This is a genomic window from Burkholderia sp. AU15512 (assembly GCF_002223325.1).
Taxonomy (GTDB): domain Bacteria; phylum Pseudomonadota; class Gammaproteobacteria; order Burkholderiales; family Burkholderiaceae; genus Burkholderia.
Genome location: NZ_NKEX01000003.1, coordinates 25,442 through 44,149 on the forward strand (window position 1 = coordinate 25,442; position 18,708 = coordinate 44,149).

Consider the following 18,708-nt stretch of genomic DNA (forward strand, 5'->3'; position numbering starts at 1 on the left):
GTTCCGGGCATCGGCCCGTCCCGTATCGGCGCGGGTAAACAGTCGAAACAGATTGATACGCAGTTTCAAACGACGCTGAATAGGGAATTACGCTATAATCTCCCCTATCGAATATAACTCCTGATTGATATCTTCAATCACGACGAAGAACATCATGCTGAAGCAGCGCACCATCAAATCCATCGTGAAGACCGTGGGTATCGGTGTCCACTCGGGCCGCAAGATCGAGCTGACGCTCCGTCCTGCCGCACCCGGCACGGGCATCGTCTTCTCGCGCGTCGACCTTCCCACGCCCGTCGACATTCCCGCCGCGGCGACGTCGATCGGCGATACGCGGCTCGCGTCGGTGTTGCAGAAGGATGGCGTGCGCGTGTCGACCGTCGAGCACCTGATGTCGGCATGTGCCGGCCTCGGTATCGACAACCTCTATGTCGACGTGACAGCCGAGGAAATCCCGATCATGGACGGCAGCGCGGCGACCTTCGTGTTCCTGATCCAGTCCGCCGGGATCGAGGAGCAGAACGCGCCGAAGCGCTTCGTCAAGGTGAAGAAGACGGTCGAAATCCGTGATGGCGACAAGTTCGCGCGTCTCGATCCGTACTTCGGTTTCAAGCTGAAATTCTCGATCGACTTCCGTCACCCGGCCGTCGACAAGACCGGCCAGGAGCTCGAGGTCGATTTCGCGAATACGTCGTACGTGCGCGAGATTGCGCGTGCACGCACGTTCGGCTTCGCACATGAAGCCGAGATGCTGCGCGAGATGGGTCTCGCCCGTGGCGGCAGCATGGAAAACGCGATCGTGCTCGACGAGTACCGCATCCTGAACAACGACGGGTTGCGCTACGACGACGAGTTCGTGAAGCACAAGATGCTCGACGCGATCGGCGACCTGTACGTGATCGGCCATCCGCTGCTGGCGTCGTATACGGCGTACAAGTCGGGCCACGGGCTGAACAACGCGCTGCTCCGCGAACTGCTCGCGAACGAAGATGCGTACGAGATCGTCACGTTCGACGATCCGCAAGCCGCACCGAAAGGCTTCGCGTTCGACATGCAGACGGCCTTCGCCTGATCTGCGTTCGACGCAAGCAATAAAAAAGCAGCCTTCGGGCTGCTTTTTTATTGGCCGGCTGCGGGGCGTGCCGTCAGCGTGGTTTAGCGCCATGCCGGGCCGCCATCCGCGCGAGCGCGTCCTGCAGCGGTGACGGTTCGAGATGATCTGCCAGGTCGCGCAACGCGGCCGCGCCGACCGACGTCATCCGCGCCTGCTTCACGTGGGGCGGCTCCGGCGCATCCTTCGGGCGTACGCGTACGCGTAGCGTCGAGACCGGCCAGCCGCGTTTTTGCAGATCGCCGAGCAACCGCGGTTCGACCTGTCGCAGACGAGCGGCCAACGCGTTGTGCGCAGCAAAGAGGGTCAGGGTGCCATCCTTCACGAAGCCGGGCTCGATATGGTTCGCCAGATAGTCGGGCAGGAGCGCGGCAAGATCGCGCTGCAGCGATGCGATCTGTTCGACGCCGGCGCGCAGCGCCGCGAACGCGTCGGTGCGGCCGAGCACTTCGGACACGGGTTGCGGGCGATACGGGGCGAGCGGGCCGAAACGCTTGGAAAATCGGTTCATCGAGACATTCTTCGGGCGCGCACGCGCGCGGACGTTGACGCCGATTGTACCCGTGCGGGCCCGTGCACGGGCGGCTTTCGCCCCGACGGCCCGGCGGTCTGCGCGCAGTGTCCGTCCGGCCGAGACACGGGCGCACGCTTCCCCGCGTGCTAAAATTCATCGTTTGAGTCCACTAATTCGCTAAGCCGCCGAGGCTCGGGCGCCGGGGCGCGCAACACGCGCCGGGCGCCGGTGCTGCGACGCAGGATCCGATCCGATGACAACCGGTTTTCTCCAGAAAATTTTTGGCAGCCGCAACCAGCGGCTCGTCAAGCAATACCAAAAGACCGTCACGACGATCAATGCGCTCGAAACGCAGATCGAGAAGCTGACGGACGACCAGTTGCGCGGCAAGACGGACGAATTCCGCCAGCGGGTCGCGGCCGGCGAGTCGCTCGACAAGCTGCTGCCCGAGGCCTTCGCGGTCTGCCGCGAGGCCAGCCGTCGCGTGCTGAAGATGCGGCACTTCGACGTGCAGATGATCGGCGGCATGGTGCTCCACTACGGCAAGATCGCGGAAATGCGCACCGGCGAGGGCAAGACGCTCGTCGCGACGCTGCCCGTGTACCTGAACGCGCTGGCAGGCCGCGGCGTGCACGTGGTGACCGTCAACGATTACCTCGCACAGCGCGACGCCGAATGGATGGCGCGCCTCTACAACTTCCTCGGTCTGTCGGTCGGCATCAACCTGTCCGGCATGGAGCACGACCAGAAGCAGCAGGCCTACGCGGCGGACATCACGTACGGCACGAACAACGAATTCGGCTTCGACTACCTGCGCGACAACATGGTCTACGAGACCGACGCGCGCGTGCAGCGGGCCCTGAATTTCGCGGTCGTCGACGAAGTGGACTCGATCCTGATCGACGAGGCGCGTACGCCGCTGATCATTTCGGGCCAGGCCGAGGATCACACCGAGCTGTACGTGCGGATGAACGCACTGCCGCCGCTGCTCGAGCGCCAGATCGGCGAAGAGAAGGCCGACGGCACGGGCGTCGAGAAGCCGGGCGACTACACGCTCGACGAGAAGGCGCGCCAGGTGTTCCTGACGGAATCGGGCCACGAGAAGGCCGAGCGCCTGCTCGCAGAATGGGGCCTGATCGGCGAGGGCGAGAGCCTGTACGCACCGCAGAACATCACGCTGATGCACCACGTGTACGCGGCGCTGCGCGCGCACACGCTGTTCCACAAGGATCAGCACTACGTCGTGCAGAACGGCGAAGTGGTCATCGTCGACGAATTCACGGGCCGCCTGATGGCCGGCCGCCGCTGGTCCGACGGCCTGCACCAGGCGGTCGAGGCGAAGGAGCACGTGAAGATCCAGAGCGAGAACCAGACGCTCGCGTCGATCACGTTCCAGAACTACTTCCGGATGTACGCGAAGCTGGCCGGCATGACCGGTACCGCCGACACCGAAGCGTACGAATTCAACGAGATCTACGGCCTCGAGACGGTCGTGATCCCGACCAACCGTCCGCCGAAGCGGATCGACAAGCAGGACCAGATCTACAAGACGGCCAAGGAGCGCTATGACGCGGTGATCCGCGACATCCGCGAATGCTACGAACGCGGTCAGCCGGTGCTGGTCGGCACGACGTCGATCGAGAACTCGGAGCTGCTGTCGCACCTGCTGAAGCAGGCGGGGTTGCCGCACGAGGTGCTGAACGCGAAGCAGCACGAGCGCGAAGCGGCGATCGTCGCGGAAGCCGGCCGCCCGAAGCGCGTCACGATCGCAACCAACATGGCCGGCCGCGGTACCGACATCGTGCTCGGCGGCAATGCCGAGAAGCAGGCCGCATTCATCGAGGCCGACGAAGCGATCCCGGCCGACGAGAAGGCGCGCCGCATCCAGCAGCTGCACGACGAATGGGAAACGCTGCACGAGCAGGTGAAGGCCGCGGGCGGCCTGCACATCATCGGCACCGAGCGCCACGAATCGCGCCGGATCGACAACCAGTTGCGCGGCCGTGCGGGCCGCCAGGGCGATCCGGGCTCGTCGCGCTTCTACCTGTCGCTCGACGATCCGCTGCTGCGCATCTTCGCGGGCGACCGCGTGCGTTCGATCATGGACCGCCTGAAGATGCCGGAAGGCGAGGCGATCGAGGCGGGCATCGTCACGCGCTCGATCGAGTCCGCGCAGCGCAAGGTCGAAGCGCGCAACTTCGACATCCGCAAGCAGCTGCTCGAATACGACGACGTGTCGAACGACCAGCGCAAGGTGATCTACCAGCAGCGTAACGAGTTGCTCGAAGCGCACGACATCACCGAGACGATCACCGCGATGCGTCACGGCGTCGTTACCGAAGTCGTCCGCCAGTTCGTGCCGGAAGGCAGCATCGAAGAGCAGTGGGACGTGCCCGAGCTCGAGGAAGCGCTGCGCAACGACTGGCAGCTCGACCTCGCGATCCAGGAAATGGTGAACGAGTCCTCGTCGATCACGGCCGAGGAGATCCTCGACGCGGTGATGACGGCCGCCGACGAGCAGTACGAGGCGAAGGTCGCGATGGTCGGCCGCGAATCGTTCAGTGCGTTCGAGCGCTCGGTGATGCTGCAGACGGTCGACCGCCTGTGGCGCGAGCATCTCGCGGCGCTCGACCACCTGCGCCAGGGCATCCATCTGCGCGGCTATGCGCAGAAGAATCCGAAGCAGGAATACAAGCGCGAAGCGTTCGAACTGTTCGCCGCGATGCTCGAAGCGATCAAGCAGGAAGTCACGCGCGTCGTGATGAACGTGCAGATCCAGTCGCCGGAACAGCTCGAGCAGGCCGCCGAGCAGATCGAAGAGCGTGGCGGTCATCTCGAGAACGTCGAGTACCAGCACGCCGATTACGCGGAAGCCGGTGCGCCGGTGGCCAACGTCGCGGCTGCCGTGGCGGCCACGGCGACAGCCGACATGGTCGGTAGCGCGATGACGCACAGCGGCCCCGGCGGCGAAATGCCGAGGGTCGGCCGCAACGACCCGTGCCCGTGCGGCAGCGGCAAGAAGTACAAGCAATGTCACGGGAAGCTGTCATGATCGACGGCGGCGCGCATCGCGCGTGCCGCGTCATTCGCAGCTTCGCGTGAGTGATGTGAGTTGCGGCGGCCCGCGCGTGCGGCCGCTGGTTCTTCCAATCGATGCCGGCGCATGCCGGCATTTTCCATCCGGCAGGTGTGCCCCATGGCTGTCAATTTTCCGTCGATCGATCCCGCCCAACTGCATCCCGTCGCCGGCGTCACGCTCGGCTGGGCGGAAGCGAACATCCGCAAGCCGAATCGCAAGGACGTGCTGGTCATCTCCGTCGACGAAGGCGCGACGGTCGCGGGCGTGTTCACCGAAAACCGTTTCTGCGCAGCGCCGGTCACCGTCTGCCGCGAGCATCTGGCGAAGGTGCGCGCGGGCGGCGCGGGCATTCGCGCGCTCGTGGTGAATACGGGCAATGCGAACGCGGGCACCGGCGAGCCGGGCCTCGTGAACGCACGCGAAACCTGCACGGAACTCGCGCGCCTCGCGGGCATCGAGCCGGCGCAGGTGCTGCCGTTCTCGACCGGCGTGATCCTCGAGCCGCTGCCGATCGATCGCCTGAAGGCCGGCCTGCCGGCCGCGCTCGCGAACCGCAAGGCCGCGAACTGGTTCGACGCCGCGCAGGCGATCATGACGACGGACACGCTGCCGAAGGCCACGTCGCGCCAGGTGACGATCGACGGCCATACGGTCACGTTGACGGGCATCAGCAAGGGCGCGGGCATGATCAAGCCGAACATGGCGACGATGCTCGGCTTCCTCGCGTTCGACGCGAACGTCGCGCAGCCGGTGCTCGACACGCTCGTAAAGGAAGTCGCGGATCGCTCGTTCAACTGCATCACGATCGACGGCGACACGTCGACGAACGACTCGTTCATCCTGATCGCGTCGGGCAAGAGCACGCTGCCGGCGATCACGTCGACCGATTCGCCGGCCTACGCGGCGCTGCGCGATGCGGTGACGGAAGTTGCGCAGGTGCTGTCGCAATTGATCGTGCGCGATGGCGAAGGCGCGACGAAATTCATGACGGTGCACGTCGAAGGCGGCAAGAACGTCGCGGAATGCCGCCAGATCGCTTATGCGATCGGCCATTCGCCGCTCGTGAAGACGGCGTTCTATGCATCCGACCCCAACCTCGGCCGGATTCTCGCGGCGATCGGCTACGCAGGTGTCGCGGATCTGGACGTCGACAAGATCGACCTCTATCTCGACGACGTGCTCGTCGCGAAGGCGGGCGGCCGCAACCCGGCTTACCAGGAAGAAGACGGCCAGCGCGTGATGAAGCAGAGCGAAATCACGATTCGCGTGCTGCTCGGCCGCGGCGACGCGCAGGCCACCATCTGGACGTGCGACCTGTCGCATGACTACGTGAGCATCAACGCGGATTACCGCTCCTGATCGGGAGCGTTCGAACGACATGGACAAGCTTGAACAGTTTCTGACGCGCGCCGAAGCGCTGCTCGGCCGTCTCGAGGGGATGCTGCCGCCCGCGCCGGCCGCGGTCGACTGGAATGCCGCGCATGCGTTCCGCTGGCGCAAGCGCCAGGGGCGCGGCTATCTGCAGCCGGTGCCGGCCGTGTCGTCGATCACGCTCGGTGACCTGCACAACATCGATCGCCAGAAAGGGCTGATCGAACAGAACACGCGGCAGTTCGTGCAGCAGAAGCCGGCCAACAACGTGCTGCTGACCGGCGCGCGCGGTACCGGCAAATCGTCGCTGATCAAGGCGTGCCTGAACGCGTATGCGAACGACGGCCTGCGCCTGATCGAAGTCGACAAGGACGACCTGCACGATCTCGGCGACATCGTCGACCTGATCTCGCAGCGTCCCGAGCGATTCATCGTGTTTTGCGACGACCTGTCGTTCGAGGAGGGCGAGTCGGGCTACAAGGCGCTGAAGGTCGCGCTCGACGGCTCGATCGCCGCGCAGTCGGACAACGTGCTGATCTACGCGACGTCGAACCGCCGCCATCTGCTGCCCGAGTACATGAGCGACAACGAGTCGTACAAGCATCTTCCGGATGGCGAGATTCACCCCGGCGAAGTCGTCGAGGAAAAGATCTCGCTGTCGGAGCGTTTCGGCCTGTGGGTCAGCTTCTATCCGTTCAAGCAGGACGACTACCTCGACATCGTCGGGCACTGGCTGCGTCATTTCGGCTGCCCGGATGCGGAAATCGAATCCGCACGCGGCGATGCGCTCGTGTGGGCGCTCGAGCGCGGTTCGCGGTCGGGACGCGTCGCGTGGCAGTTTGCGCGTGACTGGTCGGGCCGCAAGGAGCAGGCATGAGCGCGGATCTCGCACAAGGCGCGGTGCGCGCGCCCGATGGCCGCAAGGTGACGGAAGTCGCGGTCGGCGTGATGGTGCAGCCGGACGGAAGCTACCTGCTCGCGCAGCGGCTGCAAGGTAAGCCGTATGAAGGCTACTGGGAGTTTCCGGGCGGCAAGCTGGAGGCCGGTGAAAGCGTCGAGGACGCGCTTGCGCGCGAACTGCACGAGGAGCTCGGCATCGAAGTCACGGCCAGCCACCGCTGGCACACGCTCGAGCACGATTATCCGCATGCGTACGTGCGGCTGTATTTCTGCAAGGTGACGAGCTGGACGGGCGAGCCGCACAGCAAGGAAGGGCAGGCGTTCGTGTGGCAGCAACTGCCGGTCGCCGTCGCGCCGCTGTTGCCGGCCGCGCTGCCGGTGCTCGAACTGCTCGAGAAGGAAGCCGCGTCGAACTGACGCCATGATGGCCTGCCGGAAAGGCGGGCCATATCACTAGCAGGCGGTGCTGTGCGCCGCTCAGCTGTCGCGGCGGCCGTCCGTGCCGTCTTCTTCCGACGAGGGGCCCTCGTCGGAGGATCCACCGATCCGGTACTTTTCCGCGGCCCATGCGCCGAGGTCGAGCTGCTTGCAGCGGGCCGAGCAGAACGGGCGGAACTGATTTTCGGGCGTCCAGCGCACTTCGGCGCCGCACGACGGGCATTTCACAACGGTAGTCATACGAAAGCGATCCGGCCCGCGGCCGTTACAGATTGCACAATGTCAGATGGAACGGCACGTCGATATCCACCGCGCGCGGACGCACATCGCCGTCCTGCATGGTGAACCGTACCCACAGCATGTATTTGTTCGCGCTCGCTTCGGGAATGACGCGCAACTCCGGCGGCACGCGCACCTGCATCAGCTGGTAGGTGCGGCCGGACAGCATCTGCTGGTAGCTGCCCTGCATCGCCATGACCTTCGACGCCTGGCCCGATTCGCGCGCGAGCCGCAGCACGATCGTCACCGCGTCGCGCAGCGGCAGCATCGGCAGGATCCACTTCGCGATGTCCTGGCGCCGCTGCTCGGCGGGCCACTGCTGCCATGCGTAGTACGACGGCAGGTCGAACTTGCACGTGCCGCCGGGAATCACCGCACGGCTGCGGATGCTGGCGAGCCACTCGTTGTCGACGAGGTGCTGCCCGGTCTTGCCCTGCATCTGCGCGAGGTTCGCGAGCGTCTGCTCGATTTCGCCGAGCACGGCTTCGAGCGCGTTCTGCTCGATGCCCGGATTGCCGCGAAAGGGGGCGAGCGTCTGGCGCTGACGTTCGAGCTCCTTCATCAGATCCGATTTCAGGTCCGCGCGGCCCGTTACCTCGGCGATTTCGAACAGCGTCGTCAGCGCGACGTGGTGTTCACGCGGGTCCTCCTGAGCCAAAAAGAACGCGAAGCGCTCGAAGAGATCTTCGAGGCGCAACAGCGTGCGAATTCGCTCGTTGAACGGATACTCGTAAAGAATCAAGCGCGCTCGCCTCTTGGGTAGGGATTGAAACAATGCAGGACATTCTAATGCTCACTCTCTACCCTAGCAACGCGCCAATTTCGTACACCATCACGATTGGGCACGAGGTTCAGCGCGCGGCGGCCGCAAACCCGAGATAGCGTTGGTGCAGTGCATCGACCTGTGCGGCGAGCGTATCGGGTGTCGTCGCGTCGTTGACGATCACGTCGTCGGCCGCCGCGAGACGGGCTTCGCGCGTGGCCTGTTTCGCGATGATCGCTTCGACCTGCTCGCGCGTGAAGCCGTTGCGCCGCATCACGCGTGCGATCTGCGTGTCGACCGGGCAATCGACGACGAGCACGCGGTCGCTGCGCGCCTTCCAGTTGCCTGACTCGACGAGCAGCGGCACCACGAACATCACGTACGGGCCCTGCGCTTCGCGGGCTTCGCGATCGGTTTCCGCGCGGATCAGCGGATGCGTGATCGCTTCAAGGCGCCGGAGCGCGGCGTCGTCGCTGAAGATCAGTGCGCGCATCTTCGCACGGTCGAGCGAGCCGTCGGCGGCAACGAAGGCCCGGCCGAATGCCTGTTCGATCGCCGGCATCGCGAGACCGCCCGGTGCGGTGATGCGATGGGCAATCAGATCGGTATCGACCAGTGACGCGCCGCGGGCGCCGAACAGGTCGGCGACGGTCGTCTTGCCGCTGCCGATGCCGCCGGTGAGTCCAATGGCGAACATGTCAGCCTCCGAGCGCCGAATAGAACGGGGTGCCGAAAAACAGCGTCGCGGCGCCGCCTGCCGCGAGGAACGGGCCGAACGGAATCGGCTCCTCGAAGCGCATGCGGCCGCGCCAGGTCGCGATGAGCCCGACGATCGCGCCCGTCACCGCGGCGAACAGCACGACCTGCGGCAATGCGGCCCAGCCCATCCATGCGCCGAGCGCGGCGAGCAGCTTCAGGTCGCCAAAACCGATGCCCTCGATGCCGCGCAGCCATTTGAACAGCCAGTAGATTGCCCACAGGAACAGGTAGCCGGCCATGGCCCCGATCACCGCCGAGCGCAGCGACGTGAACGTGCCGCCGAGGTTCAGCACGAGCCCGGCCCAGAGGAGCGGTAGCGTCATCGAGTCGGGGAGGTAGCCCGTCCGGATATCGATCGCGCTCATCGCGAGCAGTGCGGCGCACAGCGCGAACGCGGCAAGCGCGGCGACGGTCGGGCCGAATACCGCGAGTGAGCCGGCGGCGAGCAGCGCGCACGCGAGCTCGACGAGCGGATATACGATGCCGATCCCGTGGCCGCAGCGCCGGCAGCGCCCGCGCAGCATCAGAAAGCTGACGAGCGGGATGTTTTCCCATGCGCGCAGCACGTGGCCGCAATGCGGGCAGGCGCTGCGCGGGCGCCACAAATCGTAGCGCGGCGGGTAGCCGTCGTCGGGCGGGGCGCTCGCGTTGCCGGTCGCTTCATCGATCTCGGCCTGCCACGCACGCTGCATCATCACGGGCAGCCGGTGGACGACCACGTTCAGGAAGCTCCCGACGCACAGGCCGACGACGATCGCGAACGCATACTGCAGCGCGGGCGGCAGCATCGCCAGCGCGAGCAGCGTGCTCTCGGGCGAATCGGTAACGGAGTACAGGGGCGCTGGCGTCATGAGGCTCAAGGTTCGGACTAAAAGGCGACAGAATCGGTTGCGATGCTACACCACGTTGCCGAGCTGAAGGATGGGCAGGTACATCGCGATCACGAGGCCGCCGACGAGTGCGCCCAGTACGATCACGATCAGCGGTTCGCCGAGCGCGGCGAGTGCATCGAGACGCGCGTCGAGCTGGCGTTCGCACAGCGCCGCGATGTCGGCGAGCATCACGTCGAGCGCACCCGTCTCCTCGGCGACGGCGATCGGCTGCACGACGTCGTCCGGAAAGCATCCGGCCGACTGCATGGCGTCCGCGAGGCGTGCGCCGCGCAGCACGCGGGCTGCGATGTGCGCAGTGGCGTGCTCGAACACCGGATGGCCGGCAGTGCGCTCGAGCGTGGCGAAGGCGTCGGCGAGCGGCACACCGGCGCCGAGCAGCGTCGCCAGCGAGCGGCACCAGCGTGCGGCCGCGTACCGGCTGAGCGCGCTACCCGCGAGCGGCGCGTGCAATAGTTGCCGCGCGACAGCGTGGCGCAGCGGTGCCGAGCGCCGCAGCGCGTGATGCGCGGCCAGCCCGGCTGCCGCGGCAATGGCAAGGAGCCCACCGCCCCATGCCGACAGTGCGGAGGACAGCGCGAGCAGCGCGCGGGTTGGCGCCGGCAGTGCGGCGCCGAACCCGTCGAAAATCTGGCGGAACGTCGGTACCACCCACACCATCAACGCGGCCGAGATCGCGAGCCCGAACAGGATGACGGCCGCCGGGTACGCGAGCGCGGCCCGCAGCTTGCGCCACTGCGCGTCGGCGCGCTCGCGGTGTTCCGCGACCCGCGTCAGCACGATGCCGAGCGAGCCGGACGCTTCGCCGACCTCGATCAGCTGGCGATACAGCGTGCCGAACTGGGAGGGATAGCGTGCGAGTGCATCGGCGAAGCGCCGGCCGCCGACGATCTCGCGAGCGAGCCCGGCTGCGATGCGCGGCAGGCCGTCGTGTGGCCGCGTACGCGCGAGCATCTCGAGCGACGGCGCGAGCGGCAACCCGGCCTGCAGCAGGCTCGCGAGCTGGCGCGTGAAGCGCGTGACGTCCCGCGCGCTGGCCATGGGCGGCCGGGCCGCCCCGCGGACATCGAGCGACAGTACGGCGATGCCGTCGCGTGCGAGCGCGGCACGTGCGCCCGCGGCGTCGAATGCAATGACGGTCCCGCGGCGCGATGTGCCGTCGCGACGGCGGCCGCGCCACGCGAAGCGGGTTTCGCGCGGCGGCGTGTGCATGCTCATGCGGCAGATGTCGCGGCGAGGGCTTCCGCGATGCTCGTCGTGCCGTCACGGACGCGCGCAAGCGCCGCGTCGCGCAGACTGCGCACGCCTTCGGCCGCCACGCATTGCGCGAGCTCGCCAACACTCGCCCGTGCGACGATGCGTTCCGCCAGCCCGGACGACACCGGCATCGTCTGATGCAGGCCGACGCGGCCGCGATAGCCGATGCCGTGACAGGCCGGACAGCCTCGCGCAACGAACGGCCGCCATCCGGTTGCGAGGGCGGCCGGGTCGCAGCCGGCTTCGCGCAGGACGGGCGCCGGTGCGTCCGAGTGCACGCGGCAGGCGGTGCACAGCCTCCGGACGAGGCGTTGCGCGGTGACGAGGTGCAGCGCGGCCGCGAGGTTGTACGGCGCGACACCGATGTCGAGCAGTCGCGCGACGGCGGCCGGTGCGTCGTTCGTGTGCAGCGTCGACAGCACGAGATGGCCGGTCTGCGCGGCCTTGATCGCGACGTCGGCCGTCTCCGCATCGCGAATCTCGCCGACCATGATGATGTCCGGATCCTGCCGCAGCAGTGCGCGTAGCGCCGTCGCGAACGTGAGCCCGGCCTTTTCGGCGACACCGACCTGGCTGATGCCGTCGAGCTGGATCTCGGCGGGATCCTCGACCGTGCAGACGTTGTGCGCGTCGCGATCGAGCATCTGCAGCGCGCAGTAGAGCGACAGCGTCTTGCCGCTGCCGGTCGGACCCGTGACGAGTACGAGGCCATGCGGGGCGCGTATCGCGGCCTCCATCGCGGCCGCCTGCTGCGCGTCGAAGCCGAGGCGGGCGAGTGTGAGGTCGGTCGGCATGGTTTCGAGCCGCCGCAGCACCAGCTTTTCACCGAACAACGTGGGCAGCGAGCTGACCCGGTAGTCGCCGCGTGTACCGCCGTCGATCACGATGCGCAGCCTGCCGTCCTGCGGGAGCCGCCGCTCGGCGATGTCCATGCGCGCGAGCACCTTGATCCGTGTGACGAGCGCGTCGCGCAGATGAAGGGGCGGCCGTGCATGTTCGTGCAGCACGCCGTCGATGCGCAGGCGGATGCGCCAGCTGGCTTCGAATGGTTCGACGTGGATGTCGGATGCATCGCGTACGCGCGCCGCGTGAAGCGTGTCCGTCAGCAGCCGCACGGCCGGCGCATCGTCGAGCTGGGCCGCGTCGAGCGCGCGCGGTGCGGCAGCAGGCGACGCATCGGAGTGGGCGGGCGGCTGCGTGCGCAGCGGCGCCCCGGGAGGAGGGAAATGCATGTGAGCCGGCTCGCTGGCCGCCTGTTGACCGTGACCAGCAGATGGTCGCGCGTCGCGGGCGGCGCCGGCAGTCAGCCGTTCGGCTAGCGCGACGTGGCGCGTGCGGTGCGCGAGCTGCGCGGCTTGAAGAGCTTGACGGTGCGCACGGCCTGATCGTCGCTGCGCATCACCTCGAGCATCACGTCGCCGATTTTCAGGCACACGTCGTCTTCCGGAATTTCCTCGAGGATTTCGAGCACCAGGCCGTTCAGCGTCTTCGGCCCGTCGGTCGGCAGCTTCAGATGCAACCAGCGATTCAGTTCGCGCAGCGGCATGCTCGCCGAGACGATGCATTCGCCGTTCTCGTCCCAGCCGCCCTTGCGCTCGCTGCGCGGCATCGACGTCGTGAATTCGCCGATCAGCTCCTCGATGATGTCTTCGGGCGTGACGAGCCCTTCGAGTTCGCCGTACTCGTTGACGACGAGCGCGGTCCGCTGGCGGGTTTCCTGGAAAAACTGGAGCTGCTGGACCACCGGTGTGCCGGACGGCACGTAGTACGGCTCGGCGAGCAGCGCGCGCAGCGTCTCGCGGTCGAATTCCTGGTTGTGCAGCGCGGTCAGCGTCTTGCGGACGTGCAACACGCCGAGCACCTTGTCGATGTCGCCTTCGTAGACGACGAGCCGGTTGTGATAGCAGGTTTCGAGCTGGTGCAGGACGTCGTCGAGCGGCGCGTAGAAATTGAGCGACTCGATCTGGCGGCGCGGCACCATCACGTCGTCGACCGTGATGTTCTCGAGATCGAACAGGTTGAGCAGGATGCTGCGGTGCTTGGTCGGCATGAAACTGCTCGACTCGAGCACGATGGCCCGCAGCTCGTCGGCCGACATTCGCTGGTCGCGACCCTTCTTCGTGTTGATGCGCAGCACCCACAGCACGCCGTTCGCGAGGGCGTTGACGAACCAGACGACGGGCTTGAACACGCGCATCAGCGGCGCGATCACGAGGCTCGCGGGCAGCGCGATGCGTTCGGGGAACGTCGCGCCGACGATCTTCGGCGCGATTTCGGCGAACACGATGATCAGGAACGCGACGATGCCGGTCGCGATCGACAGCGCGAGGTTGTTGCGGCCGAACGTATGCAGCGCGAGCGACGTCGTCAGGACCGGGATGATCGTGTTGAACAGGTTGTTGCCGATCAGGATCACGCTGAGCAGCAGGTCAGTGCGCGTGAGCAGGCCTTGCGTGGTTTTCGCGCCGAGTGCGCCCTGGCTGGCGAGATGCTTCAGCCGATGACGGTTGAGCGCCATCATCGCGGTTTCGGAAATCGAAAAGAAGCTGGAACAGAGGAGAAGCAGGAAGACGGCGCCGATTTGCGCCCATAAGGGAATTTGGTCCACGCGTTGGAAGGGCAGTGAAGGACTGGGATGGGAGAAATATAGCAGAGGCCGGCGACCGCGATGTGTCGTGCGCGACACGAGGAGCTAGCGGCGGCCGGGTAAAAAAAAACCGTGCACGAAGTGCACGGTTTTTTAAAATCTGGTCGGGGTGAGAGGATTCGAACCTCCGGCCTCTACGTCCCGAACGTAGCGCTCTACCAGGCTAAGCTACACCCCGATTTTTGCTCTTTGGACTTCGCCGTCTTCGTTAAGAATCGCCGCGTCGTCACAAGCAAGAACGTAACTATAACGATGTTTTTTCTAAAAGGGAATACTTTGATGAAGAAAATTTTCGAGACAAGGCATCGCGTCGCGTTCGCGGCGTGTTTACGATTGCCGCGACGTCGAGTATGAGCACAGCCCGAGCAGGCTTTCCTTATAGATCGAGTCCGGGAACGCGGCAATCGCCGCGGCTGCCGCCTGCGCCTCCTGGCGTGCGCATTCGAGCGTGTGATCCAGTGCGCCCGAGCGCGTGATTGCTTCGAAGATCGTGTCGAAGCGATCGGTGCCGCCCTGTTCGATCGCTTCGCGTGCCAGCGCCGACTGTTCGGGCGTGCCGCGTTCGATCAGATAGATGAGCGGCAGCGTCGGCTTGCCTTCGCGAAGGTCGTCGCCGGCATTCTTGCCCATTGCCTCGGCGGTGCCCGCGTAGTCGAGCCAGTCGTCCATGATCTGGAATGCAGTGCCGATCCGGCGGCCGTATTCGGCGGCGGCCGCCTCGGTCGGCGCATCGGCGCCCGCGAGTACCGCGCCCAGACGTGCCGAGGCCTCGAACAGCTTGGCCGTCTTGTAACGGATCACCTGCATGTAGCGCGTTTCGTCGACGTCCGCGTCGTGCATGTTGAGGAGCTGCAGCACCTCGCCTTCGGAAATGATCGTCGTCGCTTCCGACAGGATCTCCATCACGCGCATCTTGCCGACGCCGACCATCATCTCGAACGAGCGCGAATAGAGGTAGTCGCCTACCAGCACGCTCGCCGCGTTGCCGAACAGCGCATTGGCGGTCTGGCGGCCGCGGCGCAGCTCGGATTCGTCGACGACGTCGTCATGCAGCAGCGTGGCCGTGTGGATGAACTCGACGACGGCGGCCAGCACGTGCCGCTGGTGCGACGTCTCGCCGAGCGCGCCGGCGACGAGCAGCAGCAATGCCGGCCGCAGCCGCTTGCCGCCCGCGCCGATGATGTACTCGGCGATCTGGTTGATCAGCAGCACATCGGACGCGAGGCTTTGCCGGATAACGCGATTCACCTGCTCCATGTCACTGGTGATCGGAGCGAGCAGATGGGCGGCGCTGAGGGTGGGGGAGGCGGTGGACGACGACATGATGATGGAATTGGGTGATGCCGCGGATTATAAGTCGAATCCGCGATATGCCGGTCTGTCAGACGTACCAGCGGCGCGATTTTGGCCGTCCGGTAGAGGCCCGCGCGCGGCAATCGGCGATCGGCTTTGACTTGGGCGCTAAGCCCATGTATAATCACGTGTTTTCCGCGCGTGGTGTGCGGAAAAATTGGATCCAGAGTGAGGTTCTCAATGTACGCGGTCATAAAAACCGGCGGCAAGCAGTACAAGGTTGCCGTTGGCGAAAAACTCAAAGTAGAACAGATACCGGCTGACATTGACGCTGAAATCACGCTCGACCAGGTTCTCGCAGTGGGCGAAGGCGAATCGATTAAGTTCGGTACGCCGCTGGTCAGTGGGGCTTCCGTCAAGGCCACCGTTGTGTCGCACGGTCGTCATGCCAAGGTCACCATCTTCAAGATGCGTCGCCGGAAGCACTACCAAAAGCACGGCGGCCACCGCCAGAACTACACTGAGCTGCGCATCGACGCGATCAACGCGTAAGCGCCTCGGTAAAGGAGCAATCAGATGGCACACAAAAAGGCAGGCGGCTCTTCCCGGAACGGCCGCGACTCCGAGTCGAAACGTCTCGGCGTGAAAGTGTACGGCGGCCAGGCAATCAATGCCGGCGGCATCATCGTGCGTCAGCGCGGTACGCGCATGCACGCAGGCGAGAACGTCGGCATGGGCAAGGATCACACCCTGTTCGCGCTGGTCGACGGTCACGTCAAGTTCGCGACGAAGGGCGCGGACAAGAAGCATCTGGTCATCGTTGTCCCGGCGGCTGCCTAAGTTCAGGCACCCACGGGCTTCGTAGCCGAAAGGCCCCGCAGTCTTCGCGGGGCCTTTTTTTATTTGGCCGCCGGGCGCGTGTGCGTTCGGGCGGCCATCGCGCAACCGGCGTACGATCGGCCGAACGGCAGATTGTTCAAGCGCGCCGGCGCGCGGCACAATAGCGGAAATACTGGGCGGAGTGACGAATGAAGTTCATTGACGAAGCACGAATCGAAGTCATCGCCGGAGACGGAGGCGATGGCAGTGCGTCGATGCGCCGCGAGAAATTCGTCCCGTTCGGCGGGCCGGACGGCGGCGACGGCGGCCGGGGCGGTAGCGTATACGCGATCGCCGACCGCAACATCAACACGCTGATCGACTACCGTTACGCGAAGAAGCACCTGGCGCGCAACGGCGAAAACGGGCGCGGATCGGATTGCTACGGCAAGGGCGGCGACGATGTCACGCTGCGCATGCCGGTCGGCACGATGATCAGCGACATGGATACCGGCGAGCTGATCGCCGACCTGACCGAGCACGACCAGCAGGTCATGCTTGCACAGGGCGGCGCCGGCGGGCTCGGCAACCTGCATTTCAAGTCGAGCACGAACCGCGCGCCGCGCCAGAAGACGGACGGCAAGCCCGGCGAGCGTCGCATGCTGAAGCTCGAGCTGAAGGTGCTCGCCGATGTCGGCCTGCTTGGCATGCCGAACGCAGGCAAGTCGACGTTCATCTCGTCGGTGTCGAACGCGCGGCCGAAGATTGCCGACTATCCGTTCACGACGCTTGCGCCGAATCTCGGCGTGGTGCGCGTCGGTCCGAGCAAGAGCTTCGTGATCGCCGACATCCCGGGGTTGATCGAGGGCGCCGCTGAAGGCGCGGGCCTCGGCCATCAGTTCCTGCGCCACCTGCAGCGCACCGGCGTGCTGCTGCATCTGGTCGATCTCGCGCCGTTCGACGAAAGCGTCGATCCGGTGGCGGAAGCGACGGCGATCGTCGGCGAGCTGCGCAAGTACGACGAGGCGCTCTACGAGAAGCCGCGCTGGCTCGTGCTCAACAAGCTCGACATGGTGCCGGAAGACGAGCGCAAGGCGCGGGTCGCGGATTTCCTCGAGCGCTTCGAGTGGGACGGTCCCGTGTTCGAGATCTCGGCACTGACGGGCCAGGGGTGTGAAGCGCTGTGCTACGCGATTTACGACTACCTCTCCGAACATTCGGACGCGCATCGCGCCGCGGAGGCGGAAGATCTCGCGGCAGACGTGCGTTTCCGCGATGCGCCGCCTGCCAAGGGCGATGCAGCGCCGGGCGACGACGCCTGAGCGATTCCGGAACGCGCCGGGCGTGCCGCCCGGCGCCGACGTTCAATCGCGCCCGGTCGGAAAGGCAGCAGATACAGGAGACAGTGCAGGATGCGTTCGATCATCGCGGATTCGAAGCGATTGGTGGTGAAGGTGGGCTCCAGCCTCGTGACCAACGACGGCAAGGGGCTCGATCATGCGGCAATCGGCCGTTGGGCGGCCCAGATCGCCGCACTGCGCGCGCAGGGCAAGGAAGTCGTGCTCGTCAGTTCGGGCGCGATCGCCGAAGGGATGCAGCGGCTCGGCTGGAGCAAGCGACCGCGGGAAATCGACGAGTTGCAGGCTGCCGCCGCAGTCGGCCAGATGGGGCTCGCGCAGGTCTATGAAAGCCGCTTCACCGAGCACGACATCCGCACCGCGCAGATCCTGCTGACGCATGCCGACCTGGCGGACCGCGAGCGTTACCTGAATGCGCGTTCGACGATGCTGACGCTGTTGCGGCTTGGCGTCGTGCCGATCATCAACGAGAACGACACGGTCGTCACCGACGAAATCAAGTTCGGCGACAACGATACGCTCGGCGCGCTCGTTGCAAACCTGATCGAAGGCGATGCGCTGATCATTCTGACCGACCAGTCGGGGCTGTTCACGGCCGATCCGCGCAAGGATCCGAACGCGACGCTCGTTGCGGAAGCCAATGCAGGCGCGCCGGAACTCGAGGCGATGGCCGGCGGCGCCGGCTCCAGCCTCGGTCGTGGCGGGATGCTGACGAAGATCCTCGCGGCGAAGCGCGCGGCGCACAGCGGCGCGAACACCGTGATCGCGAGCGGCCGGGAGGCCGACGTGCTCGTGCGTCTGGCGGCCGGTGAGGCGATCGGCACGCAACTGATCGCACGTACCGCGCGGATGGCGGCGCGCAAGCAGTGGATGGCCGACCATCTTCAGGTGCGCGGCCATGTCGTGATCGACGCAGGCGCGGTCGAGAAGCTGACGGCCGGCGGCAAGAGCCTGCTGCCGATCGGCGTGATCGACGTGCAGGGCGCGTTCGCGCGCGGCGAAGTCATCGCGTGTGTCGGCCCCGACGGGCGCGAAGTGGCGCGTGGGCTCACGAACTACAGCAGCGCGGAGACGAAACTGATTCACCGCAAGCCGAGCGGCGAGATCGAATCCGTGCTCGGCTACATGCTGGAGCCCGAATTGATCCATCGCGACAACCTGGTGCTCGTGTGACCATTCGTGCCGGTTCCGGCCGTCAAACGAAAAAGCCCGCGTGATGCGGGCTTTTTT

At 65.8% G+C, this 18,708-nt stretch carries 18 protein-coding genes and 1 tRNA gene; 9 read left to right on the plus strand and 10 right to left on the minus strand.

All coding sequences use genetic code 11. The features are described from left to right. Positions 1-154: 154 nt before the first annotated feature. Positions 155-1,072: a UDP-3-O-acyl-N-acetylglucosamine deacetylase gene (gene lpxC, locus CFB43_RS02625; RefSeq protein ID WP_011350845.1), complete on the plus strand. Its 918-nt coding sequence runs from the start codon at positions 155-157 to the stop codon at positions 1,070-1,072. 73 nt (positions 1,073-1,145) lie between these two features. Here lpxC and CFB43_RS02630 read toward each other — a convergent pair whose 3' ends face one another. Next, entirely contained in the window at positions 1,146-1,622 is a 477-nt protein-coding gene (locus tag CFB43_RS02630; RefSeq protein WP_043191463.1) for a DUF721 domain-containing protein, read from the minus strand. A 256-nt stretch (positions 1,623-1,878) separates the two neighbouring features. Between CFB43_RS02630 and secA the strand changes: the two genes are divergently transcribed. The 4 genes from secA to CFB43_RS02650 all read left to right on the plus strand — a co-directional run bounded on the left by secA (position 1,879) and on the right by CFB43_RS02650 (position 7,392). After that, positions 1,879-4,677: a preprotein translocase subunit SecA gene (gene secA / locus CFB43_RS02635; RefSeq protein WP_089494047.1), complete on the plus strand. Its 2,799-nt coding sequence runs from the start codon at positions 1,879-1,881 to the stop codon at positions 4,675-4,677. Between the two features lie 144 nt (positions 4,678-4,821). Beyond that, positions 4,822-6,063 (plus strand): bifunctional glutamate N-acetyltransferase/amino-acid acetyltransferase ArgJ, encoded by a 1,242-nt coding sequence (gene argJ, locus CFB43_RS02640; RefSeq protein ID WP_089495228.1) that lies wholly within the window; start codon positions 4,822-4,824, stop codon positions 6,061-6,063. 19 nt (positions 6,064-6,082) lie between these two features. Then, a complete protein-coding gene (locus CFB43_RS02645) occupies positions 6,083-6,952 on the plus strand; it encodes an ATP-binding protein (protein WP_089439171.1) in 870 nt (289 codons plus the stop codon). After that, positions 6,949-7,392: an NUDIX domain-containing protein gene (locus tag CFB43_RS02650; protein ID WP_089494048.1), complete on the plus strand. Its 444-nt coding sequence runs from the start codon at positions 6,949-6,951 to the stop codon at positions 7,390-7,392. The genes CFB43_RS02645 and CFB43_RS02650 overlap by 4 nt, the downstream gene beginning before the upstream one ends. Before the next feature lie 60 nt (positions 7,393-7,452). Here the strand turns inward: CFB43_RS02650 and CFB43_RS02655 are convergent, their stop codons facing one another. The 9 genes from CFB43_RS02655 to CFB43_RS02695 form a co-directional block, all read right to left on the minus strand. Next, positions 7,453-7,653, minus strand: a complete 201-nt coding sequence (locus CFB43_RS02655) for a DNA gyrase inhibitor YacG (protein WP_027788444.1) — start codon at positions 7,651-7,653, stop codon at positions 7,453-7,455. Between the two features lie 25 nt (positions 7,654-7,678). Continuing rightward, positions 7,679-8,434 (minus strand): cell division protein ZapD, encoded by a 756-nt coding sequence (gene zapD / locus CFB43_RS02660; RefSeq protein WP_039353119.1) that lies wholly within the window; start codon positions 8,432-8,434, stop codon positions 7,679-7,681. A 109-nt stretch (positions 8,435-8,543) separates the two neighbouring features. Then, positions 8,544-9,152 carry a dephospho-CoA kinase gene (coaE, locus tag CFB43_RS02665; RefSeq protein ID WP_089494049.1) on the minus strand — a complete coding sequence of 203 codons (609 nt, stop codon included), beginning with the start codon at positions 9,150-9,152 and terminating at the stop codon, positions 8,544-8,546. Position 9,153: 1 nt separating this feature from the next. Then, positions 9,154-10,065, minus strand: coding sequence for a prepilin peptidase (locus tag CFB43_RS02670; RefSeq protein ID WP_089494050.1), 912 nt, complete (start codon positions 10,063-10,065; stop codon positions 9,154-9,156). A gap of 45 nt (positions 10,066-10,110) precedes the next feature. Further along, positions 10,111-11,322: a type II secretion system F family protein gene (locus tag CFB43_RS02675; protein WP_089494051.1), complete on the minus strand. Its 1,212-nt coding sequence runs from the start codon at positions 11,320-11,322 to the stop codon at positions 10,111-10,113. Further along, the gene (locus CFB43_RS02680) at positions 11,319-12,593 is read right to left on the minus strand and encodes a GspE/PulE family protein (protein WP_089494052.1); all 1,275 of its coding nucleotides are present in this window, start codon (positions 12,591-12,593) and stop codon (positions 11,319-11,321) included. Before CFB43_RS02680 ends, CFB43_RS02675 begins: the two co-directional genes overlap by 4 nt. An 83-nt stretch (positions 12,594-12,676) precedes the next feature. Next, the gene (locus tag CFB43_RS02685) at positions 12,677-13,969 is read right to left on the minus strand and encodes an HlyC/CorC family transporter (protein ID WP_179254791.1); all 1,293 of its coding nucleotides are present in this window, start codon (positions 13,967-13,969) and stop codon (positions 12,677-12,679) included. Positions 13,970-14,109: 140 nt separating this feature from the next. Further along, a tRNA-Pro gene (locus CFB43_RS02690) sits at positions 14,110-14,186 on the minus strand. A gap of 149 nt (positions 14,187-14,335) precedes the next feature. Next, positions 14,336-15,331: a polyprenyl synthetase family protein gene (locus tag CFB43_RS02695; RefSeq protein WP_011544516.1), complete on the minus strand. Its 996-nt coding sequence runs from the start codon at positions 15,329-15,331 to the stop codon at positions 14,336-14,338. A gap of 210 nt (positions 15,332-15,541) precedes the next feature. Here CFB43_RS02695 and rplU point away from each other — a divergent pair, with 210 nt between their 5' ends. The 4 genes from rplU (at position 15,542) to proB (ending at position 18,651) form a co-directional block, all read left to right on the plus strand. After that, positions 15,542-15,853, plus strand: coding sequence for a 50S ribosomal protein L21 (gene rplU, locus CFB43_RS02700; protein ID WP_006025184.1), 312 nt, complete (start codon positions 15,542-15,544; stop codon positions 15,851-15,853). Between the two features lie 24 nt (positions 15,854-15,877). After that, positions 15,878-16,141, plus strand: coding sequence for a 50S ribosomal protein L27 (rpmA, locus tag CFB43_RS02705; RefSeq protein ID WP_006476999.1), 264 nt, complete (start codon positions 15,878-15,880; stop codon positions 16,139-16,141). 188 nt (positions 16,142-16,329) lie between these two features. Next, positions 16,330-17,442 (plus strand): GTPase ObgE, encoded by a 1,113-nt coding sequence (gene obgE / locus CFB43_RS02710; protein ID WP_089455548.1) that lies wholly within the window; start codon positions 16,330-16,332, stop codon positions 17,440-17,442. 90 nt (positions 17,443-17,532) lie between these two features. Continuing rightward, entirely contained in the window at positions 17,533-18,651 is a 1,119-nt protein-coding gene (gene proB, locus CFB43_RS02715; protein WP_039353092.1) for a glutamate 5-kinase, read from the plus strand. Positions 18,652-18,708 lie beyond the last annotated feature (57 nt).